The sequence below is a fragment of the Pantoea sp. paga genome (genome assembly GCF_007558755.1).
GTDB classification, from domain to species: Bacteria; Pseudomonadota; Gammaproteobacteria; order Enterobacterales; family Enterobacteriaceae; genus Pantoea; species Pantoea agglomerans.
The window spans coordinates 114,275-135,621 of record NZ_VLTF01000001.1 but is presented as its reverse complement, the minus strand read 5'-3'; the positions used below and the strand labels follow the sequence as shown (position 1 = coordinate 135,621).

17 protein-coding genes, 3 tRNA genes and 1 other RNA gene are annotated in these 21,347 nt (G+C 54.3%); 11 read left to right on the top strand and 10 right to left on the bottom strand.

Going from position 1 to position 21,347, the window contains the following annotated elements; all coding sequences use genetic code 11:
• Positions 1-240: 240 nt before the first annotated feature.
• Positions 241-900 carry a riboflavin synthase gene (locus FOV68_RS00630; protein ID WP_010670039.1) on the bottom strand — a complete coding sequence of 220 codons (660 nt, stop codon included), beginning with the start codon at positions 898-900 and terminating at the stop codon, positions 241-243.
• 202 nt (positions 901-1,102) lie between these two features.
• On the opposite strand from FOV68_RS00630, the gene FOV68_RS00625 reads away from it, so the two are divergent.
• The 6 genes from FOV68_RS00625 to FOV68_RS00600 all read left to right on the top strand — a co-directional run bounded on the left by FOV68_RS00625 (position 1,103) and on the right by FOV68_RS00600 (position 5,171).
• Positions 1,103-2,476: an MATE family efflux transporter gene (locus tag FOV68_RS00625; RefSeq protein ID WP_143790049.1), complete on the top strand. Its 1,374-nt coding sequence runs from the start codon at positions 1,103-1,105 to the stop codon at positions 2,474-2,476.
• 152 nt (positions 2,477-2,628) lie between these two features.
• Positions 2,629-2,705, top strand: a tRNA-Val gene (locus FOV68_RS00620).
• Between the two features lie 3 nt (positions 2,706-2,708).
• Positions 2,709-2,785, top strand: a tRNA-Val gene (locus FOV68_RS00615).
• A gap of 11 nt (positions 2,786-2,796) precedes the next feature.
• Positions 2,797-2,873 (top strand) — tRNA-Val (locus FOV68_RS00610).
• Between the two features lie 344 nt (positions 2,874-3,217).
• Entirely contained in the window at positions 3,218-4,630 is a 1,413-nt protein-coding gene (pykF, locus tag FOV68_RS00605; protein WP_010245613.1) for a pyruvate kinase PykF, read from the top strand.
• Between the two features lie 304 nt (positions 4,631-4,934).
• Positions 4,935-5,171 carry a major outer membrane lipoprotein gene (locus FOV68_RS00600; protein WP_009090492.1) on the top strand — a complete coding sequence of 79 codons (237 nt, stop codon included), beginning with the start codon at positions 4,935-4,937 and terminating at the stop codon, positions 5,169-5,171.
• 80 nt (positions 5,172-5,251) lie between these two features.
• On the opposite strand, the gene FOV68_RS00595 is transcribed toward FOV68_RS00600, so the two are convergent.
• The 7 genes from FOV68_RS00595 to sufA are packed head-to-tail and all read right to left on the bottom strand — an operon-like array spanning position 5,252 to position 11,914.
• Entirely contained in the window at positions 5,252-6,277 is a 1,026-nt protein-coding gene (locus tag FOV68_RS00595; RefSeq protein ID WP_083068161.1) for a L,D-transpeptidase family protein, read from the bottom strand.
• A 56-nt stretch (positions 6,278-6,333) separates the two neighbouring features.
• Positions 6,334-6,750, bottom strand: coding sequence for a cysteine desulfuration protein SufE (gene sufE, locus FOV68_RS00590; RefSeq protein ID WP_010245623.1), 417 nt, complete (start codon positions 6,748-6,750; stop codon positions 6,334-6,336).
• A gap of 21 nt (positions 6,751-6,771) precedes the next feature.
• Entirely contained in the window at positions 6,772-7,995 is a 1,224-nt protein-coding gene (sufS, locus tag FOV68_RS00585) for a cysteine desulfurase SufS (protein ID WP_143990452.1), read from the bottom strand.
• Positions 7,995-9,275 carry a Fe-S cluster assembly protein SufD gene (gene sufD / locus FOV68_RS00580; protein WP_143990161.1) on the bottom strand — a complete coding sequence of 427 codons (1,281 nt, stop codon included), beginning with the start codon at positions 9,273-9,275 and terminating at the stop codon, positions 7,995-7,997. Before sufD ends, sufS begins: the two co-directional genes overlap by 1 nt.
• Positions 9,250-9,996 carry a Fe-S cluster assembly ATPase SufC gene (gene sufC / locus FOV68_RS00575; RefSeq protein WP_010245631.1) on the bottom strand — a complete coding sequence of 249 codons (747 nt, stop codon included), beginning with the start codon at positions 9,994-9,996 and terminating at the stop codon, positions 9,250-9,252. Before sufC ends, sufD begins: the two co-directional genes overlap by 26 nt.
• Positions 9,997-10,038: 42 nt before the next feature.
• Positions 10,039-11,532 carry a Fe-S cluster assembly protein SufB gene (sufB, locus tag FOV68_RS00570; protein ID WP_003853227.1) on the bottom strand — a complete coding sequence of 498 codons (1,494 nt, stop codon included), beginning with the start codon at positions 11,530-11,532 and terminating at the stop codon, positions 10,039-10,041.
• Between the two features lie 7 nt (positions 11,533-11,539).
• The gene (sufA, locus tag FOV68_RS00565; RefSeq protein ID WP_010245637.1) at positions 11,540-11,914 is read right to left on the bottom strand and encodes a Fe-S cluster assembly scaffold SufA; all 375 of its coding nucleotides are present in this window, start codon (positions 11,912-11,914) and stop codon (positions 11,540-11,542) included.
• A gap of 388 nt (positions 11,915-12,302) precedes the next feature.
• On the opposite strand from sufA, the gene FOV68_RS00560 reads away from it, so the two are divergent.
• Positions 12,303-12,707, top strand: a complete 405-nt coding sequence (locus FOV68_RS00560; RefSeq protein WP_031590472.1) for a hypothetical protein — start codon at positions 12,303-12,305, stop codon at positions 12,705-12,707.
• 33 nt (positions 12,708-12,740) lie between these two features.
• On the opposite strand, the gene FOV68_RS00555 is transcribed toward FOV68_RS00560, so the two are convergent.
• Positions 12,741-15,794, bottom strand: coding sequence for an FAD-binding and (Fe-S)-binding domain-containing protein (locus FOV68_RS00555; protein ID WP_143990160.1), 3,054 nt, complete (start codon positions 15,792-15,794; stop codon positions 12,741-12,743).
• Between the two features lie 205 nt (positions 15,795-15,999).
• On the opposite strand from FOV68_RS00555, the gene ydiK reads away from it, so the two are divergent.
• The 3 genes from ydiK (at position 16,000) to rprA (ending at position 17,518) form a co-directional block, all read left to right on the top strand.
• Positions 16,000-17,118, top strand: a complete 1,119-nt coding sequence (ydiK, locus tag FOV68_RS00550; protein WP_033767089.1) for an AI-2E family transporter YdiK — start codon at positions 16,000-16,002, stop codon at positions 17,116-17,118.
• A gap of 57 nt (positions 17,119-17,175) precedes the next feature.
• Complete coding sequence (locus FOV68_RS00545; protein ID WP_143990159.1) at positions 17,176-17,355, top strand: hypothetical protein; 180 nt, start codon at positions 17,176-17,178, stop codon at positions 17,353-17,355.
• A 55-nt stretch (positions 17,356-17,410) separates the two neighbouring features.
• Positions 17,411-17,518, top strand: an RNA gene (rprA, locus tag FOV68_RS00540) — antisense sRNA RprA.
• Positions 17,519-17,587: 69 nt separating this feature from the next.
• On the opposite strand, the gene ppsA is transcribed toward rprA, so the two are convergent.
• Complete coding sequence (gene ppsA / locus FOV68_RS00535; protein ID WP_010245649.1) at positions 17,588-19,972, bottom strand: phosphoenolpyruvate synthase; 2,385 nt, start codon at positions 19,970-19,972, stop codon at positions 17,588-17,590.
• A 438-nt stretch (positions 19,973-20,410) separates the two neighbouring features.
• Here ppsA and FOV68_RS00530 point away from each other — a divergent pair, with 438 nt between their 5' ends.
• Positions 20,411-21,238 (top strand): pyruvate, water dikinase regulatory protein, encoded by an 828-nt coding sequence (locus tag FOV68_RS00530; RefSeq protein WP_010245652.1) that lies wholly within the window; start codon positions 20,411-20,413, stop codon positions 21,236-21,238.
• Positions 21,239-21,347 lie beyond the last annotated feature (109 nt).

Here is a 21,347-nt window from a genome sequence, read left to right as displayed (position 1 = left end):
AGGGTCAGATCGGAAAGTCGCAAAACCTGTCATCCCTGACACGCCCGGCCCACGCGATTACGCACCTCATCCCTGAGGTGTGCCCGTTGCCGGGCCAATGCTTTGCGTTGTTCAAAAACGCTCCGGGCGTTTTTATCCGGGCGGCTGGACGCTTTCCTCTTCTGACCCGGCGCCCTGCGCTTTTATAGTGCTGACAGAGTAAAACCGATTGGGCTGTCTGCGGTGCTTACGCGCCTTTTATTAACTCTCTGTCGTTGACTGGCCGGTCAGCATGCTCATCGCCGCCGCGGCATCGCGCTGTGCTAATACCCGCTCAACGGTCTCCACGATTGCCTGCGTGTGCGGATCGATTTCAATATTCACCCGATCGCCAAAGGTCTTCGCCCCCAGCGTGGTACGCTCCAGCGTTTCCGGGATCAGATAGACGCAGAACTTAGTCTTAGTCACATCGCCTACCGTCAGGCTGATACCGTCGATGCCGACAAACCCTTTATGCAGAATATATTTCATCTGCGCCGCATCCTGGATTTTAAACCAGACCTCGCGGTTATGTTCTGACTGGATAATCTTGCAGATCTCAGCGGTGGTCATAATATGACCAGACATCAGATGTCCGCCTATTTCATCGCTGAATTTCGCTGCACGCTCAATATTGACCACATCGCCCTGACGTAAATCGCCAAGGTTAGTTACCCGCAATGTCTCTTTAATTAAATCAAAACTGACGCGGTCGCCTTCAATTGCCGTTACGGTTAAACAGCAACCGTTATGGGCTACGGATGCGCCCAGCGCCAGACCCGGTAAGAGCTCTTCCGGCAGGCGGACAGTGTGGGTACGAAACAGTTCTTTCTCTTCAATGGACACGATTTCTGCGGTGCCCTGCACAATACCGGTAAACATAGTCTTTGCCTCTGCGAAGTTTACGCTAGTTTATCACAGCTCAGGTCGGCTGTTAGATTTCAGCCCGCGCCGCCGCTTTATAGCGGAGCAAACCGCATTGTGTGACAAAGATTGGCGAATTCTGTTACGCCAGTTACACTAGCTCGCGAAATTCCCCGGGCTTCCTGCCCCTTTTAATTCATTCAATAAGTCAGGTGTTAACGTGCAGAAGTATTTAACAGAAGCGCGTCAATTGCTGGCCCTTGCGATTCCGGTCATCCTTGCTCAGGTGGCTCAAACCGCAATGGGATTTGTGGATACCATTATGGCCGGCGCAGTCAGCGCCACGGATATGGCCGCCGTTGCTGTCGGCACCTCTGTCTGGCTACCGGCCATCCTGTTTGGTCATGGTCTTCTGCTTGCATTGACGCCCACCGTTGCGCAACTCAATGGTTCTGGCCGCCGCGAACGCATCGGTGAACAGATCCGCCAGGGATACTGGCTCGCCTTTTTCGTCTCCCTGCTGATTATGGTGCTGTTGTGGCATGCCGGTTATCTTATCCGGGCGATGCATGACATCGATCCAGTGCTGGCGCTGAAGGCAGAAGGCTATCTGCATGCCCTGCTGTTCGGCGCGCCAGGCTACCTCTTCTTCCAGGTGCTGCGCAATCAGTGCGAGGGGCTGTCGAAAACCAAACCCGGCATGGTGCTGGGCTTTTTAGGCCTGATGTTCAACATCCCGCTCAACTATGTCTTTATCTATGGCCACTTCGGCATGCCTGCCCTGGGCGGTGTCGGCTGCGGCGTGGCGACCGCCTCGGTCTACTGGGTGATGTTTATCTGCATGCGCTTCTGGGTGCGCCGGATGGGTAGCATGCGCGATATCCGTATGGAGAGCCGCTGGTCCCCCCCTTCCCGTCCGATTCTGAGCCGCCTGATGACACTGGGATTGCCAGTGGCGCTGGCACTCTTCTTTGAGGTCACACTGTTCGCCGTGGTCGCCCTGCTGGTTTCGCCACTGGGCATCGTTAACGTGGCCGGCCACCAGATTGCGCTCAATTTCAGTTCACTGATGTTCGTATTGCCGCTGTCGCTGGGTGTCGCGACCACCATCCGCGTCGGTTATCGTCTGGGCCAGGGCTCCACCGAGCAGGCACGGGTCGCGGCCTGGACCGCCCAGGGGGTTGGCATCAGCATGGCGGCGCTGACCGCCATTTTTACCGTGACATTTCGTCATCAGATTGCCCTGCTCTATAACGACAACCCTGAAGTGGTGACGCTGGCGGCACAGCTGATGCTGCTGGCGGCAATTTATCAGTTCTCAGACTCGATACAGGTGATTGGCAGCGGGATCCTGCGCGGCTATAAAGATACGCGGTCGATTTTCTTTATTACCTTTATCGCTTACTGGCTGCTGGGGCTGCCCGCTGGTTATCTGCTGGCGCTGACCGACTGGCTGGTGCCGCGCATGGGGCCTGCGGGCTTCTGGTGCGGCTTTATTATCGGCCTGACCTCGGCAGCGGTAATGATGATCTGGCGCATCAGACGGTTACAGCAATCTCCGGCGGAAATTATCCTGACGCGTGCAGCGCGATAACGTTCGAGGCGGGTCATTCATGGCCCGCAATGACGAAAAAAACGACGGTTAGCACAGTTGCTGTGCAGTCATGGCGAAAAAACTATTTTCCCCTTGCCAGCCTCACACGCTGCCGTTAATATTCGTCCCCGCTGTCGCCCTGACAGCATGTTGCGCTCTTAGCTCAGTTGGTTAGAGCACCACCTTGACATGGTGGGGGTCGATGGTTCGAGTCCATTAGAGCGCACCAAGTGCGTCCGTAGCTCAGTTGGTTAGAGCACCACCTTGACATGGTGGGGGTCGGTGGTTCGAGTCCACTCGGACGCACCAATATTCAGAATGCGCTCTTAGCTCAGTTGGTTAGAGCACCACCTTGACATGGTGGGGGTCGATGGTTCGAGTCCATTAGAGCGCACCACTTTCAGAATTCCTTCAGCTTGCGCAACTCCACTTTTATTGATCTGCATCGCTTCCCCCTTCTGCTTTTTGATTGGTTTTCGCATACTTAGCGTCTATACTGTCCCGCGTTGCTTACTTGAAAGGTTTCAGCGATCACGTGCTTACTGCGATAACTCAAATGATTTGCGCAACAACAGCGTGGTGGTTACCAACCGTAACCGCACAACTTCCCTGCACGCCTGGCCTTCGTCACCTATTCTTACTCAGTACTGCCCTTTTCAGTCTCAATCAGAAATTTCACTTCGATGCGCTGCCATCGGATTCCGCCCTTATTCATCCATCACAACTTACAGAAAATCCGTCATGAAAAAGACTAAAATCGTTTGTACAATCGGCCCGAAAACCGAATCCGAAGAGATGCTGACTCAACTGCTTGAAGCTGGCATGAATGTTATGCGTCTTAACTTCTCTCACGGCGACTACGCTGAGCATGGTCAACGCATCACCAACATGCGTGCCGTTATGCAAAAAACCGGCCGTCAGGCCGCTATCCTGCTGGATACCAAAGGCCCTGAAATCCGCACCATGAAACTGGAAGGCGGCAACGATGCGGCTCTGAAAGCGGGTCAGACTTTTACCTTTACTACAGATCAGAGCGTGATTGGCAACAGCGAGCGCGTTGCGGTGACCTACCCGGGTTTCACTGCTGACCTGAAAATCGGCAACACGGTGCTGGTCGATGATGGCCTGATTGGTATGGAAGTGACCGAAGTCACTGAAAATACCGTGGTGTGTAAAGTCCTGAACAATGGCGATCTGGGTGAAAACAAAGGCGTTAACCTGCCAGGCGTCTCTATCCAGCTGCCAGCACTGGCCGAAAAAGATAAGCGCGACCTGATTTTTGGTTGTGAGCAGGGTGTAGACTTTGTCGCCGCCTCTTTCATCCGTAAACGTTCAGATGTGCTGGAAATTCGCGAGCACCTGAAACAGAACGGCGGCGAGCATATCCAGATCATCTCCAAAATTGAAAACCAGGAAGGCCTGAACAACTTCGACGAAATCCTCGAAGCGTCAGACGGCATCATGGTTGCGCGTGGCGACCTGGGTGTTGAGATCCCGGTTGAAGAAGTGATCTTCGCGCAGAAGATGATGATCAAAAAATGTAATAAAGCACGCAAAGTGGTCATCACGGCTACCCAGATGCTCGATTCCATGATCAAGAACCCGCGCCCTACCCGCGCAGAAGCCGGTGACGTGGCAAACGCCATTCTTGACGGTACCGATGCTGTGATGCTGTCAGGTGAGAGCGCCAAAGGCCGTTATCCGCTGGAGTCGGTCACCATCATGGCGACCATCTGTGAGCGTACCGATCGCGTGATGAAGTCCCGCATCGACAGCCAGAGTGATAACCGCAAAATGCGTATCACAGAAGCTGTCTGCCGTGGTGCTGTAGAGACCGCTGAGAAGCTGGAAGCGCCACTGATTGTGGTTGCTACCGAAGGGGGTAAATCTGCTAAAGCCGTGCGTAAATACTTCCCGAACGCGACCATCCTGGCGCTGACCACCAATCCGATGACTGCCCGTCAGCTGATCCTGAGCAAAGGGATTGAGACACGTCTGGTGACAGAGATCGCTTCAACCGATGATTTCTATCGTCTGGGTAAAGAAGCGGCGCTGGAAAGTGGCTACGGCCAGAAAGGCGATGTTGTGGTGCTGGTGTCAGGTGCATTAGTACCAAGCGGAACTACCAACACCGCTTCTGTACACGTTCTGTAAAACTCTCTCCGACCATTATTTTGAAGCGCCTATTTCGGGCGCTTTTTTTTATTTCTACTTAAACCAAATGTCAGAAAATTCCAATCGAAAATAACTATTCAAATACTCTTAATATTAAGGTTAATCCGATTAAATCTCTCTGTTTTCGCTAAATTTTTTTATCATATTCTGTGATTCGCTGCTTCTTTGAGCGAACGATCAAATTTAAGCATCTTCTCATCAAAAATTTATTCTCAACTTAAAAAGCTTTGTGTAATACTTGTAACGCTACATGGAGATTAACTCAATCTAGAGGGTATAAATAATGAATCGTACTAAACTGGTACTGGGCGCGGTAGTTCTGGCTTCAACTCTGCTGGCTGGTTGCTCAAGCAACGCTAAAATCGACCAGCTGTCTTCAGACGTTCAGACTCTGAACGCTAAAGTTGACCAGCTGAGCAACGACGTGAACGCAGTGCGTTCAGACGTTCAGGCTGCTAAAGATGACGCAGCACGCGCTAACCAGCGTCTGGACAACCAGGCTCACTCTTACCGTAAGTAAGAGTTCTGGTTTAAAAATGGCGCCTTTATGGCGCCATTTTTTTTGCTCCGAATTCAGTGCCCTCAAGGGCACTTATCCGGTCAGGGCTGAACCGCGTTACCCTCAGCCTGTGCCACCGGGCTATCAGCCCCCACAGATGCACTCTCCAGCCCCGCAGGCGGCACGGTATCACTCTGCACCGGCTCCCCACTGCTGACCAGCACAGGCATGCCTGAGCGTCGTGCTAAGCTGGCTTTAATGAGCGCGCTATCACTCTTCTCACTTTTCATAAACTGCTTCACTCCGGCAGTGAGTGCAATCGGCATGGTCTGCGGATCGTCCTTGTCGTTGCGTGACAGCGGCTGATGCACTTCCACGTAGCGTTTCCCATCCGGCTCTACAGCGTATTTCACCGGCTGATTGATGATCTGTACCCGCGTCCCTTTCGGAGCTGAATTAAACAGCGCTTCGATATCTTCTGAACGCAGACGGATGCAGCCTGAACTGACGCGCATGCCGATGCCGAATTTCGCATTAGTGCCATGGATCAGATACTGGCCGGTGCCGCGCGCCAGACGCATGGCAAACTGCCCCATCGGGTTATCCGGTCCGGCGGGAACTACGCCAGGCAGCGTGATGCCCTCTTTGGCGTAGCGTTTGCGGATGTTCGCCGTGGGCGTCCAGGTAGGATTAGGGATCTTCTGGCTGATCTGCGTCACCATCACTGGCGTGGCCGCACCCAGCTGGCCAATGCCGATGGGATAGACAATGACCTTATCCTCCCCTTTGGGGTAGTAGTAGAGACGCAGCTCGGCCAGATTCACCACAATCCCTTCGCGCGGCGTATCGGGCAGGATCATCTGCAGTGGAACCGTCAGTTGCGTGCCCGCTTTGGGAAGCCAGGGATCGGTACCGGGATTCGCCTCCAGCATGCTCAGCAGGCCGACCTGGTAGCGCGCCGCAATCGCTTCCAGAGGTTGTTTATTGTCAGGAACCTGAGTCAGGACGTTTTCGCCAATCAGGCGACTGTCAGGTGGTGGCAGCGGATATTCGGTGGCGAACGCGGATGCAGAGAGCCCAAAGCAGGTCAGCAGCAATGCACCGGCTAAACGTAAAGCAGGTTTCATGCAATTTTCTCGTCAGATAAAAAAACAGACGCCGGATGGCGTCTGTGGAGTGTAACTTAGCTGAGGTTCTGAGCGGTATGGCGAATAGACCGAATCATCGCCTCCAGCCCCTGCGACCGGGTGGGCGTCAGGTGCTGCATCAGTGCCAGTTCGCCAAACCAGTGGCGCACATCAAGCGCCAGGATATCGGCGGGCGGCAGGTTCTGATAGAGGCTAAATACGATAGCAATCAGTCCTTTAACGATAGCGGCATCGCTGTCGCCTTCAAACGCAATGGAACCATCCGCCTGCGGGGTCATTCTGATCCACACCTGACTCTGACAACCCGAAATCACGTTCTCCGGCTGGTGTAAGGTTTCAGAAGATTCCGGAAGCTTTGAACCCAGCTCAATAATGTAGAGGTACTTCTCTTCCCAGTTGGCGCAACGGTTGAAGTTGCGAACCAGTTTCTCTTTTTCAGGCAAATTCGCCATCAGTGACTCCGTTAAAACTGTTCAGCCGCCCAGCAGACGATGAATGCGCGTCAAACCGGCAGCCAGACGATCCACTTCCTCTTCACTGTTGTAGAACGTGAAGGAGGCACGGCACATCGCCGGTACATTGTAATGCTGCATCAGCGGCATCGCGCAGTGATGTCCGGTGCGGATGGCAATGCCATATTGATCCAGGAAGCTGCCGACGTCGTAGGCGTGGTGTTTACCGAGATTGAAGGCGATAACGCCAGCTCGTGACTGTGGCCCGTAGATCTGAATATCCGGAACGGTACCCAGCTTATCGAGCGCATAGTTCATCAGTGCCGTCTCGCGCTGATGAATCGTATCCAGTCCCAGCGCCTGCACATAGGCCATTGCCGCACCAAAGCCGATAATGCCGCCGGTATTCGGCGTACCCGCTTCAAAGCGCCACGGCGCACTGTTCCAGGTGGTGCCGGTGGGCAGCAGGACGCGCTCAATCATTGAACCGCCCCCTTCCCATGGTGGCATCTCATCCAGCAGCGCTTTGCGGCCGTAGAGAATACCCACGCCGTTCGGGCCATAGAGTTTATGGCTGGAGAAGGCGTAGAAGTCGCAGCCGATATCCTGCACATCAACCTTGTCATGCATCACCGCCTGGGCACCATCCACCAGCGTTACCACGCCAGCGGCTTTTGCGTGAGCAACGATCGCTTTAACCGGGTTAACCGTGCCGAGCACATTTGAAACATGCGTCACCGCCAGCAACCGCGTACGGCTGTCGATCAGCCCCGCCAGTTGCTCCAGCGCCAGCTCACCGTTGTTATTTAATGGCAGGACCCGCACTTCTGCGCCGGTGCGCTGGGCCAGCATCTGCCATGGAACGATATTGGCGTGATGCTCCATCTCAGTGATGATCAGGTTATCGCCAGCCTGGAGGTTACTGCTGCCCCAGGTGTTCGCCACCAGATTGATGCCTTCGGTGGTGCCTTTAACGAAGACAATCTCTTCCTGTGACTGCGCGTTGATAAAACGGGCAGCCTGATCGCGCACGTTCTCCATGTCGCTGGTCGCCTGCTGGCTCAGCGTATGGATACCACGATGCACGGCCGCATAGCCGTGCTGATAGAAATGACTCTCGGCGTTAATCACCGAGAGTGGACGCTGTGCGCTGGCCGCACTGTCAAGATAGGCCAGCGGATGACCGTTGACCTCACGCTTCAGGATAGGAAAATCAGCCCTGACGCGTTCGAGATCGAAGTTCATCATATGTCGCCTCCGGGAAAACGTTGCGCGATACGCTGCAGCACGGCCTGACGCATCACCTCATTTTCCAGTGTCTCGGTCAGTTCTGCGGCAAACGCATGAATAATCATGGTCTGCGCAGCATCCTGCTCAATACCGCGCGAACGCAGGTAGAACATCTGCTCATCATCAATACGACCGATGGTGGCACCGTGGCTGCACTTGACGTCATCCGCATAAATTTCCAGCTGCGGTTTGGTATCGACTTCTGAGAGCTTGCCCAGCAACAGGTTGTTGTTGGTCATCTGCCCGTCGGTCTTCAGCGCATGCTGTGCCACTTTAATGTGGCCGTTAAACACCGCACGGCCTTTATCGCACACGATAGTTTTATGCATCTGGCGGCTGACGCAGTGGCCCTTGTTGTGCTCCAGGTAAGTACGGGTATCCGCCACTTCCTGTTTCACCGGCAGCACCAGGCTATTGATTGCCAGCGTGGTGTTTTCGCCGTTCAGCTGGGTACTGGTGTTGTGACGCGACAGCCCGGCACCCAGCAGGAAGCTGGTGCTGCTGACCTGGCCATCGTTGCCAATGACCAGATCGTTATGCGCAAAGTGATAGCTGGCGCTGCTTTCAAAGGCCAGCTTCGTGTGCGTCAGTTTTGCATTGTCGCCTACCGCAAAGGTAAAGCGCGTGCCGGTGAAATGGGCGCGCTCATCCAGTGAAACGTAGTGCTCAATCACTTCCGCTTCTGCACTCTCTTCCAGCTGCAGGTGATGACGATAGTGAACCGTGTTCATATCCGTCTGCTGACCGCTGGTAATATGCAGCAGATAGACCGGACGCGCAGCGGATTTACCGCGTGCCAGACGCAGGGTCGTCACCTCTTCTGCCAGACTCTCAGTCAGATGCAGGAAGACTTCAGGCTGAACCGCAGCAGGCAGCGGACGGCGCTCGGCGGCCACGCTGTGCTGAACCTCAAACAGATCGCAGTCGCGACTGCTGAAGGCTGGCTGGAACTGACCGTCAACATAGACCAGACGGATCGCATCCAGCGGCAGCGCGAGTGCATCAACCTGTTCAGCGCTCAGGGTCTGCGGCGCGTCAGGCAGTACAAACTGCTGAGACAGTAAGGTGTCCAGCGGCGTGTACTTCCAGTTTTCGTGCTTGCGGGTTGGCAGGCCAACGCGCATCAGTTGCTGCCAGTGCTGCTGTGCCTGCAGAGAACGCACGTCGCCACGCGACTCAAACAGGTGATGCCACTGTTGCAGCGCAGAATCACTCTTCGTCGGTAAGCCAGCCATAACCTTGCTCCTCCAGCTGTTTCACCAGCGAGAAGTCGCCAGATTTCACGATTTTACCCTGATACAGAACATGAACGAAGTCTGGCTTGATGTAATCCAGAATACGCTGGTAGTGGGTCACGATGATAAAGGCACGTTTTTCGTCGCGCAGGCTGTTTACGCCATTCGCCACGATTTTCAGCGCATCGATATCCAGGCCTGAGTCGGTCTCATCCAGGATGCAGAGCTCCGGCTCCAGCGCCGCCATCTGCAGGATGTCGTTACGCTTCTTCTCACCGCCGGAGAAGCCGACGTTGACTGAGCGGGTCAGCAGATCTGCCGGCATCTTCAGCAGCTCAATTTTCTCTTCAATGAAGTCCTGGAAATCAAAGCGATCCAGCTCTTCCTGCTGACGATATTTGCGTACCGCATTGACCGAGGTCTGTAAAAAGAACTGGTTGCTGACGCCCGGAATTTCTACCGGATACTGGAATGCCATAAAGATGCCTTCACCGGCGCGCTCTTCAGGGGCCAGTTCCAGCAGATCTTTACCTTTAAAGCTGACCGAACCGCCGGTCACTTCATAATCTTCACGGCCTGCCAGCGTCGCTGACAGGGTACTTTTACCTGAGCCGTTCGGGCCCATGATGGCATGCACTTCGCCGGGTTTAATTTCGAGATTCAGGCCACGCAGAATGGCTTTATCTTCAACACTGACCTGCAAATCTTTAATGCTTAACATACTTATTCCTTCACATTGCTTCCGGCAACGCGTGTGACGGCATCAGCCCACACTGTGCTCAAGGCTGATGGCTAACAATTTCTGGGCTTCCACAGCAAATTCCAGTGGCAGCTCCGAGAATACGTCTTTACAGAAGCCGTTCACGATCATCGAGATGGCGTCTTCTTCACTGATACCGCGTTGCAGACAGTAGAACATCTGATCTTCGCCGATACGTGATGTCGTGGCTTCATGCTCAAGCTGAGCGGTATTGTTGCGGGTTTCCACATACGGGAAAGTATGTGCGCCGCAATCAGGACCGATCAGCATCGAGTCACACTGCGTAAAGTTACGGGCATTGGTCGCGGTTGGCATGATTTTCACCAGCCCGCGATAGGTGTTCTGACTTTTACCGGCCGAAATCCCTTTGGAGATAATGGTCGATTTGGTGTTTTTACCAATGTGGATCATCTTGGTGCCGGTATCGGCCTGCTGACGACCGCTGGTCAGTGCCACTGAGTAGAATTCACCCACCGAGTAGTCCCCGCGCAGAATGCAGCTTGGGTATTTCCAGGTGATAGCAGAGCCGGTTTCAGATTGCGTCCAGGACATCTTACTGTGGTCGCCTTCACACAGCGCGCGCTTGGTCACGAAGTTCAGGATACCCCCCTCACCTTCGCCGCCCGGGAACCAGTTCTGAACAGTCGAATATTTCACTTCGGCATTTTTGTGGATGATGACTTCCACCACGGCCGCGTGCAGCTGGTAGGTGTCACGCACTGGCGCTGAACAGCCTTCGATGTAGCTGACGTAGCTGTCTTCATCGGCAATCAGGATGGTGCGTTCGAACTGACCGGTTTTCGCTGCGTTGATGCGGAAATAGGTCGACAACTCCATCGGGCAACGCACCCCTTTCGGGATATAAACGAAGGTGCCGTCAGAGGCGACCGCCGAGTTCAGCGCCGCAAAGAAGTTATCGTTCGCCGGAACAACCGTGCCGAGATACTGCTTCACCAGCTCCGGGTGCTCCTGGATCGCTTCGCCAAAGGAACAGAAGATAATCCCCTGCTCCGCCAGCTTGCCGCGATAGGTGGTCGCCACCGAAACGGAGTCAAAAATGGCATCAACCGCCACTTCACGGCCTTCACGCACCGGGACACCCAGCTGATTAAAGGCGTTTTCCACTTCCTGCGTCAGATAATCGCTGGCTGGCGCGCTGCCTGAAGCCTGCATTGCACCGGGTTCTGACGCACAACTGTCATCACAGTTGCCGCAGGAAGGCGCGGAGTAGTAGCTGTAATCCTGGTAGTCGAGTTTTTCGTAGTGCGCTTTCAGCCAGTGTGGCTCTTCCATTTCAAGCCAGGCACGAAACGCTTTAAGACGAAACTCCAGCATCCACTCTGGCTCGTTACGCTTGGCCGAGATCGCCCGCACCACATCTTCGTTGATGCCGTTGGCAAATTCTTCGGTTTGCAGTTGGGTAAAGAAGCCCTCTTTATAGTTGAGCTTGCCTTCCCAGATTTGTACATCGTCAGATGTTTCGCTGTGTCGTGACATATTTCACTTACTCGACGCCAAAGCTCTCACCGCACCCGCAGGCGTGCTGAGCTTTAGGGTTATTGAATTTAAAAATCTGATTCAGGCCTTCACGAACGTAGTCCAGTTCGGTGCCATCAACGAATGGCATCGCCTGTAGCGGCACAAACAGCGTTGCGCCATGGAATGAGAACTGCAAATCATCCTCGACTGGCTCTTTCACCAGATCCATGACGTAACCAAAACCGGCGCAGCCGGATTGTTTTACGCCAAGCCGCAGACCCTTGACATCGGGGTCCTGAGCCGCCAGATTGAGAATTTGTTGCGCTGCGGTTTCAGTCAGCGTCAGCCCTTTCCAGACAAAATCGTCGGGTGAGAAAGAGTCTGTATTAACGGATGCCATGTTGATACCTCTTGAGTCCGGACCTTTTCAGGCTATCCCCCTATGGTAGTGATCTGACCAATCACTTCAACCTCTTGTTTTGCAGGGATAATCATCTTGTGCGGTTTTATTTGCTTAATTATTAAGCATAGCCTCTTCAGCTCACCTTGTGGTGAGCGCGTCAGCATAAATAAGCCAGTGTTAACCTATTAATAAATCACTCTTTTTTAAATAACCATTTTTGATAAAAATGCTTATTGATAGGTTACGCCTTTCTGCGATGTAAACAGATTGTTATTTCCGATTATACCGACAGGCAGGATAAATCGATAAATTTTTCTGCCCGCCAATTCCAATCACAGCCCAATTGAATATGATAATTATTATCATTCACATTCAGGGTGGCGTTATGACGCTTTCTGTCTCAGCCTGGCTGCAGCACAAAATCGACGAATATCAGTTTGCGGTGCGTGATATCACCGTCGACTTTTATATGGCGCAGGCAAAGCTCGACCGGGCCGACTGCTCGATTCATCAGCTACGTCAGTTTAACGATGCCTGTCAGGATATGGCAGAAATCTGCCAGTTGAACGGTGACGACCAGAGTTACCTGCATGCCATGGGTAAACTGCATCACCGACTGGTGCAGGAGATGGGAAACAGCGATCGCGATCGCCTGTTTCGCCTTCAGGCTTATCAACTGGCGCGATTGTCCCTGACCCGCCTCTGCCATCAACTGGCAATGGTTGGGGAGTGGAACCAGGCCACTGCGTTGCAAAGTGACTTTATGCGTCACGCAGGCTGGATATTCTAATCCAGCCAGGCCGTGACGTCGCGCACAATTTTTTTACATTAGCTCTAACAATGCCTGAAGCGGATGACGCATTCCGTTGCCCTCTACACGCTTGACCTGACTGCGGCACGAATAGCCGGTGGCCAGGCAGCGCTGGCGTGGCAGTCGCTGAAGCTGGGGATGCCAGGAGAGCGCGTAGATCCCCAGCGAGTTTTCAAGGTTCTTACTTTCGTGACCGTAGGTGCCTGCCATACCGCAGCAGCCAACATTGATGTTTTCCAGCTTCGCGCCAAAACGGGAGAAGATCGCCTGCCACTGATTCGGCGTGGAGGGCAGCGCGGTCACCTCTGTGCAGTGTGCAAACAGATACCAGGATTCTCCGCCCGCGACCTGCACGTCACGCCCGGCCAGAGCACGCTCTAACCACTCATGCACCAGCAGGACGTTAAAGTCGCCGCGTGATTCGCCCAGCGTCTGACGATACTCATCGCGATAGCAGAGCACCGTAGCCGGATCGACACCGACCATGGGCAACCCCAGTTTTGCCACCCGATTCAGGAAATCGGCGGTGCGGGACGCCGTGCGGGCGAAACGTTGCAGGAAGCCTTTCACATGTTGCGCTTTGCCATTTGGTGAGAATGGCAGGAGCACGGGCCGGTAGCCCAGTTTCTCAATCAGCCTGACAAAATCGTTAACCAGCTGCGCCTCATAGAAGCTGGTAAAGGGATCCTGCACCACCAGCACACAGTTTGCGCGTTCAGCGGCTGACACCCCTTCCAGCTGCTCCAGCGTCATGTTCATGGCGGGATGACCACTGAGTTGCTGTTTCAGATTAGGGGCCGAAAGCAGCGGCAGATCGACCATACCAATATGGGTTTTACTTATCTCTTTCAGCCAGGGCTGGCGCAGGAAGAAGTTAAATACTTTCGGTGCTTTCGCCATCAGCGGCGCATAGCCCTCTACTGCTGCCACCAGGTGATCGCTGACCGGACGCAGATAACGGGTATGGTAGAGCTGTAAGAAGCGCGAGCGGAAAGCGGGCACGTCAATTTTAATCGGACACTGGGTAGAGCAGGCTTTACAGGCCAGACAGCCCGACATCGCCTCTTTCACCTCGTGCGAGAAGTCATACTCCCCTTTGCTGGCGTGCCAGCTATTGCGGGTGCGGGCAATCAGGGCGCGAAGCGACAGGCGATTTTCAGGCAGCTGCTTTTCCAGGGTTAGCGGATCGACGCCCTGCCCGGCCAGCAGCCGCAGCCACTCCCGCGTCAGCGTTGCCCGTCCTTTGGGCGAGTGAATGCGGTTGCGGGTGATTTTAATGGAGGGACACATCGGGCTGCGGGCATCAAAGTTAAAACATAACCCGTTGCCGTTACACTCCATCGCGCCACGCCATTCATCCCGGACCGTTAACGGAATCTGACGATCATAGGTTCCGCGCTTCACCGCATCGACCTGCATCATTTCATCATTACTGTTGAATGGCGTACAGATCTTGCCCGGATTCAGGCGATTGAGCGGATCAAAGGCCGCTTTGATGCGGCGCAATTCGTTAAACAGCGTCTCACCGAAGAATGCCGGACTGTACTGGGCACGGAACCCTTTGCCATGTTCACCCCACAGCAGGCCACCATAGCGCGCTGTCAGCGCTACGACTTCGTCGGAGATCTGTTTCATCATCATCTCCTGCTGCGGATCGCACATATCCAGCGCCGGACGCACATGCAGGACGCCTGCATCGACGTGACCAAACATGCCGTAGCTCAGCCCGTGGCTGTCGAGCAGCGCGCGAAACTCGACGATGTAGTCCGCCAGTTTTTCCGGCGGGACCGCGGTATCTTCCACAAAGGGAATCGGTTTAGCCCGGCCTTTGGCATTTCCCAACAGACCCACCGCTTTTTTACGCATGTTATAGATGCGTTCAATGCCATCCAGGTCGTTACAGAACTGATAGCCAATCACGCCGCCCTGCTGCTGTGCCATCAGTGCGTCAAGGCGGCCACAAAGCTGTTCAATCTGCTGATCGATCAGCGCGGCGTTGTCACCCGCAAACTCAACAATATTCAGACCCAGCATCTCTTTGTCGGGTACATCGGCGATCAATTCGCGCACTGAGTGCCAGACAATGTCTTCGCGTGCCAGGTTCAGCACCTTTGAGTCAACGGTCTCTACCGAGAGCGCCTGCGCTTCCACCATAAACGGCGCATTGCGCAGGGCTGAGTCAAAGGAGTCATATTTGATATTCACCAGTCGCCGCACTTTAGGCAGCGGCGTGATATCAAGCCGCGCTTCCGTGACGAAGGCCAGCGTTCCCTCTGCACCGCACAGCAGGCGCGTCAGGTCAAAGGTCTGCATATCGTCGCTGAAGACATGGCGCAGGTCATATCCGGTCAGGAACCGATTCAGCTTTGGAAACTTTTCCAGAATCAGCGCACGATGCTCGCGGCAGCGCGTCAGCACCTGCTGATAGAGCCGGCCTTCGGGAGTTGCCGTCTGCGCCAGGGTTTCAGCCAGCGCGGTGGCCATTGGCCGCGTATCAAGGATATCGCCGCCCAGCAGCACGGCGCGCAGGCCCAGTACATGGTCCGAGGTTTTGCCATAGACCAGCGAGCCCTGGCCGGACGCATCGGTATTAATCATGCCGCCCAGCGTGGCACGGTTACTGGTGGATAACTCCGGCGAGAAGAAAAAGCCGAATGGCTTCAGCCAGGCATTAAGCTGATCTTTGATCACCCCCGCTTCAACCCGCACCCACCCCTCATCCGTATTGATCTCGAGGATGCGGTTCATGTAGCGCGACATATCCACCACAATCCCCTGATTCAGCGACTGACCGTTGGTGCCGGTACCGCCGCCGCGCGGGGTAAATACCAGACTGGCAAAGCGCGCTTCTCCGGCCACACGGGCGAGCAACGCAACATCCGCAGTCGAGCGCGGAAAGAGCGCCGCGTCGGGCAGCAATTGATAGATACTGTTATCGGTGGAGAGTGAAAGACGATCGGCATAGCTGGTTGCCATGTCACCGGTAAAACCCTGCTCTTTCAACGACTCAAGGAACGTCAGCACCAGTTGAACGAGGCCCGGTGCCTGCGAAATCTGTGGGATCATTATTGTCTGACCGAAGGTGTTGTAAACGTTTGCGTTTATAGATTAGCGATTTCTCGTTTTATCATATTTTTCCTGCGCCTGCCCTTTTTTCAGAAAAGGCAAAAACCTTTCTCCGCGACTCTGTTTAATCCTCAGCAAATAGATCATGATAAAAACGGGCATCCGAATGCCTGAAAATGAAGGATTAAGACGAGGTTATGAGTCAATGATGAAAAGCCAGTACCGGGATATGGATTTACCGCAAATACTCTTCACCCTGATGTTCATTCTGCTGCTTATTGTCGCCTGTTTATGGGTCGTGCAGCCGTTTATTCTGGGCTTTGCCTGGGCCAGCATGGTGGTGATTGCCACCTGGCCATTGATGCTGAAATTCCAGCGACTGTTATGGGGACGCCGTTCCCTGGCAGTGATCGTGATGACACTGCTGCTGCTGCTGCTGTTTATTATCCCTATCGCCCTGCTGGTCAGCAGCCTGATTGATAACAGCGCGCCGGTGATTGCCTGGGTTACTCAGGGGCATATGATGCCGCGACTGTTATGGCTCAACGATGTACCGATGGTCGGCAAGAAGCTTTATGTCAGTTATGACACGCTGGTGGCGAGCGGCGGTGCCGGCGTCATGGCCAAAATACAGCCCTATATCGGCCGTACCACCGGCTTTTTTGTCGCGCAGGCCGGTCATTTCGGACGCTTTATGATCCATCTGGGCGTGATGTTACTGTTCAGCGTGCTGCTTTACTGGCGTGGCGAACAGGCTGCCCAGGGCATTCGTCACTTTGCTTTCCGCATGGCGGGACGCCGCGGTGATGCCGCCGTACTGCTGGCGGCGCAGTCCATTCGTGCCGTGGCGCTTGGCGTAGTGGTGACGGCGCTGGTGCAGGGCGTGCTGGGCGGTATCGGTCTGGCGATCTCCGGCATTCCTTACGCTACGCTGTTGACGGTACTGATGATCCTCTGCTGTCTGGTACAGCTCGGCCCGCTGCTGGTACTGGTTCCCGCCATTATCTACCTCTACTGGAGCGGAGATACGACATGGGGAACGGTGCTGCTGGTCTGGAGCTGTGTGGTCGGCACAATGGATAACGTGCTGCGACCGATGCTGATCCGTATGGGTGCCGATCTGCCGATGATCCTGATTCTTTCTGGTGTTATTGGTGGACTGTTTGCGTTCGGGATGATTGGTCTGTTTATCGGGCCGGTGGTTCTGGCGGTCTCCTACCGTCTTGTTTCCGTCTGGGTTCACGAAGCGCCTGCCCCCGATAGTGACCAACTGGCCGTGGCTGATGCCCTGGCCGATCACGATGATATCCCGCCTGCTGCATGATGGGGTGCAATAACCCGTTGCGCCGCAACCACCCATAAGCATTGATTAGTGCGGTTAATGATGATTAACCGCACCCCTTCTCTCAGATCAGATAAATTCCATTTTTCATTAGCGCTTTTTAAGAAAAAAGCCACCTTTGGCCTGAAAGTGACCTTTTCGGGCCAAAAAAGATTACTTTCTGCACTGTTTCTTAAGCCAAATGGCGAAGTAAAAGTCACAAAAGATTATTGGCTTTAAACTAATAAGAGGATTCTTAAAGACGCCAGCCAGGCGTATGAATAACATGTTTCCTATGTTCGAAATCAACCTGATGATTTCCAGACAATCTCATTCCCCTGAGTAGAGTAAAGAATTGCTGTGTGTAGTCTTTGCCCATCCCCTGTGATGGGCTTTTTTTTTGCCTGAATCCGACCCTATATAAACAGAAAAGGCCCGCATAGCGGGCCCTGAAGAGTGCTAACAACCCGTATCAGGCTGTTTTATTTAACTGCGCCAGACTCACCCAGGTCTCCACCACCGTGTCCGGGTTCAGTGACAGACTGTCGATGCCCTCTTCCATCAGCCATGCGGCAAAATCCTGATGGTCTGACGGCCCCTGCCCACAGATTCCGACATATTTCCCCTTCTGCTTCGCCGCCCTTATCGCCATTGAAAGCAGCATCTTCACGGCCTCGTTACGCTCGTCAAACAGCGCGGAGACGACGCCAGAGTCGCGGTCCAGCCCCAGCGTCAGCTGAGTCATGTCGTTTGAGCCAATAGAGAAGCCATCGAAGTGCTCCAGGAACTGATCCGCCAGCAGGGCATTGGATGGGATCTCGCACATCATAATGATCTTCAGCCCGTTCTCGCCGCGCTTCAGTCCCTGACGCCCCAGCTCTTCCACCACGGCCTTCGCCTGCTCAACGGTGCGCACAAACGGAACCATAATCTCGACGTTTGTCAGGCCCATCTCGTTGCGAACACGTTTCACCGCTTCGCACTCCAGCGCAAAGCAGTCCCGGAAGCTGTCAGCGACATAGCGACCCGCACCCCGGAATCCCAGCATCGGGTTTTCCTCTTCTGGCTCGTAGCGTTCACCACCCACCAGGTTGGCATATTCATTGGTTTTAAAGTCAGAAAGTCGGACAATTACGCGTTTCGGCGCAAAAGCCGCACCAAGCGTAGCAATTCCTTCAGTCAGGCGAGCGATATAAAACTCCACCGGATCATCAAATCCTTTCATCATTTTACGGATCTGCTGCTGCAGCTCCGGCGTCTGTTGGTCAAACTCCAGTAGCGCTTTAGGGTGGACGCCGATCATGCGGTTAATGATAAATTCCAGCCGCGCCAGCCCCACGCCTTCGTTAGGCAGACAGGCGAAATCAAAGGCGCGATCGGGGTTGCCCACGTTCATCATGATCTTCAGCGGCAGTTCAGGCAGTGAATCGACCTGCGAACTGGTGACGTCGAAGTCGAGCAGTTGATCGTAGACGTAGCCGGTATCACCTTCGGCACATGAGACAGTGACGTTATGCCCCTCTTTCAGCCGGTCGGTGGCGTCACCACAGCCCACCACTGCCGGAATGCCCAACTCACGCGCGATGATCGCTGCATGACAGGTCCGTCCGCCGCGGTTAGTTACAATCGCTGACGCCTTTTTCATGATCGGTTCCCAGTCCGGGTCGGTCATGTCGGTCACCAGCACATCGCCTTTTTCAATGCGGTTCATTTCGCTGATATCGTGGATGACCTTCACCACGCCTGCGCCAATACGATGACCGATAGCACGACCTTCCACGACAACGCTGCCCTGCCCCTGCAGCGTATAACGCTCCATGACCTGACCATTTGAGCGTACGGTTTCAGGGCGCGCCTGAACGATAAACAGTTTGCCGGTGTGCCCATCTTTGGCCCACTCAATATCCATCGGGCGCTGATAGTGCTGTTCAATCAGCACCGCCTGCTTCGCCAGCGCCTGCACTTCCTCATCGCTCAGGCAGAAACGGTCACGTTCGGCCTCAGGCACATCTTCGATCCGCACCTGCTCGCCATGCGCCTGGGAATCGGCGTAGACCATGCGAACCTTTTTCGAGCCCATATTGCGGCGCACAATCGACGGACGATCGGCTGCCAGGGTTGGCTTGTGGACATAGAACTCATCCGGGTTAACGGCACCCTGCACCACCATTTCCCCCAGCCCCAGTGCGGCGGTGATAAAGACCACCTGATCAAAACCTGACTCGGTATCAATAGTGAACATCACACCCGAGGCGGCCAGGTCTGAACGCACCATGCGCTGTATTCCCGCAGAGAGCGCAACGCCACGATGGTCATAGCCCTGATGCACGCGGTAGGAGATAGCGCGGTCATTAAACAGCGAGGCGAAAACATGTTTTACCGCCACCATGACGGCGTCGATGCCCTGTACATTCAGGAAGGTTTCCTGCTGGCCGGCAAAAGAGGCGTCAGGCATATCTTCTGCGGTTGCAGAGGAGCGCACGGCAAACGACGCGGCATCATCATCCGCAGAAAGTTGCTTATAGGCGTCCAGAATGGCGGACTCCAGCTCGGGCAGGAACGGTGTCTCCACGACCCACTGACGAATCTGCTTACCCGCTTTTGCCAGCGCATCAACGTCATCAATGTCGGTCTCATCCAGCAGCGCGTAAATACGCTGATTCAGCCCGCTTTGATCGAGGAACAGGTTAAAAGCGTACGATGTGGTCGCGAAACCATTGGGCACGGAAACGCCCAGCGACGACAGATTAGTAATCATTTCACCCAGAGAGGCATTTTTGCCTCCCACCCGGTCAACATCATGCATGCCAAGCTGGTTATACCAGAGCACGAGTGGCTGTTCGCCTTTACTGGACATTGAGCTTATCCTTTATCAATTATCAATGAATGGACACAGGGAGTAATCTGTCTTCAGCCTGGCATATCACCCCCCCGATAACGATCTGTTGAATCGTTAAAGCAGAATTTCAGCCACAGTTTCGGAATTGTGAGCGCATTATTTTGCTGTTGCGCAAAGTCGCCTTTTTTCTCTAAATGATTGATGCGACAGGAAATGGCAGATTTTCAGCCACTTAAGCATTCTGTTTTGTTGCGCAACAACTGCGTGGCTATTTGCGGCTTAACGACGGATTAAAAAAGAATTCTGGCTCAACGAACCCCCTTTTCATTTTTGGTATCGTGATGAAACGGCAGACAAATAATCCGGACAGACATTCCAGAAATTAAAATCAGAGATGATTTATTTAATCGCATGGCCCATGCTGAACGCTCACTCTTGTCTGAGGCTGATTTCGTTATGACAACTGACAGAAGCGTTTTTTATATCTCCGATGGTACGGCCATTACGGCTGAGGTGCTGGGTCATGCGGTGCTGTCGCAGTTTCCGGTCAATATCACCAGCCTGACACTGCCGTTTGTGGAAAATGTTCAGCGGGCGCTGGCGGTTAAAGCCCAGATTAACGCGCTCTATCAGCAGAGCGGCGTCCGGCCGCTGGTCTTTTTCTCCATCGTGACGCCGGAAGTGCGCGACATCATCGTACAGAGTGACGGCTTTTGTCAGGATATCGTCCAGGCGCTGGTCGCCCCGCTTCAGCAGGAGCTGGGGCTATCGCCCGCGCCGGTGGCACACCGTACCCATGGGCTGGATGCCAGTAACCTGGGCAAATATGACGCACGTATCGCGGCCATTGATTACACCCTGGCGCATGATGACGGCATCTCGCTGCGCGGGCTGGAAGATGCGCAGGTGATTCTGTTAGGCGTCTCGCGCTGTGGCAAAACACCCACCAGCCTCTATCTGGCGATGCAGTTTGGTATTCGCGCCGCCAACTATCCATTCATTGCCGACGATATGGATAACCTTAAACTCCCGCCCGCGCTGCGCGCGCATCAGAATAAACTGTTCGGGCTGACCATCGACCCGGAACGGCTGGCTGCGATACGTCAGGAGCGGGCGGAAAATACCCGTTACGCCTCGATGCGTCAGTGCCGGCTGGAGGTGGGCGAAGTGGAAGCGCTGTTTCGTACCCATCAAATCCGCTATCTCAACAGCACCAACTACTCGGTGGAGGAGATTGCGACCAAAATTCTCGACATTATGGGCCTGACTCGCCGCATGTACTGATGGGTAACCGGCGCTGAACTGTAAAGCGACGCTGCCGTCGCTTTTGATTTCATTATTAAATTCCGGGTTGAATTCGCAGACTAATGGTTTATTGTGACCACCATCACTT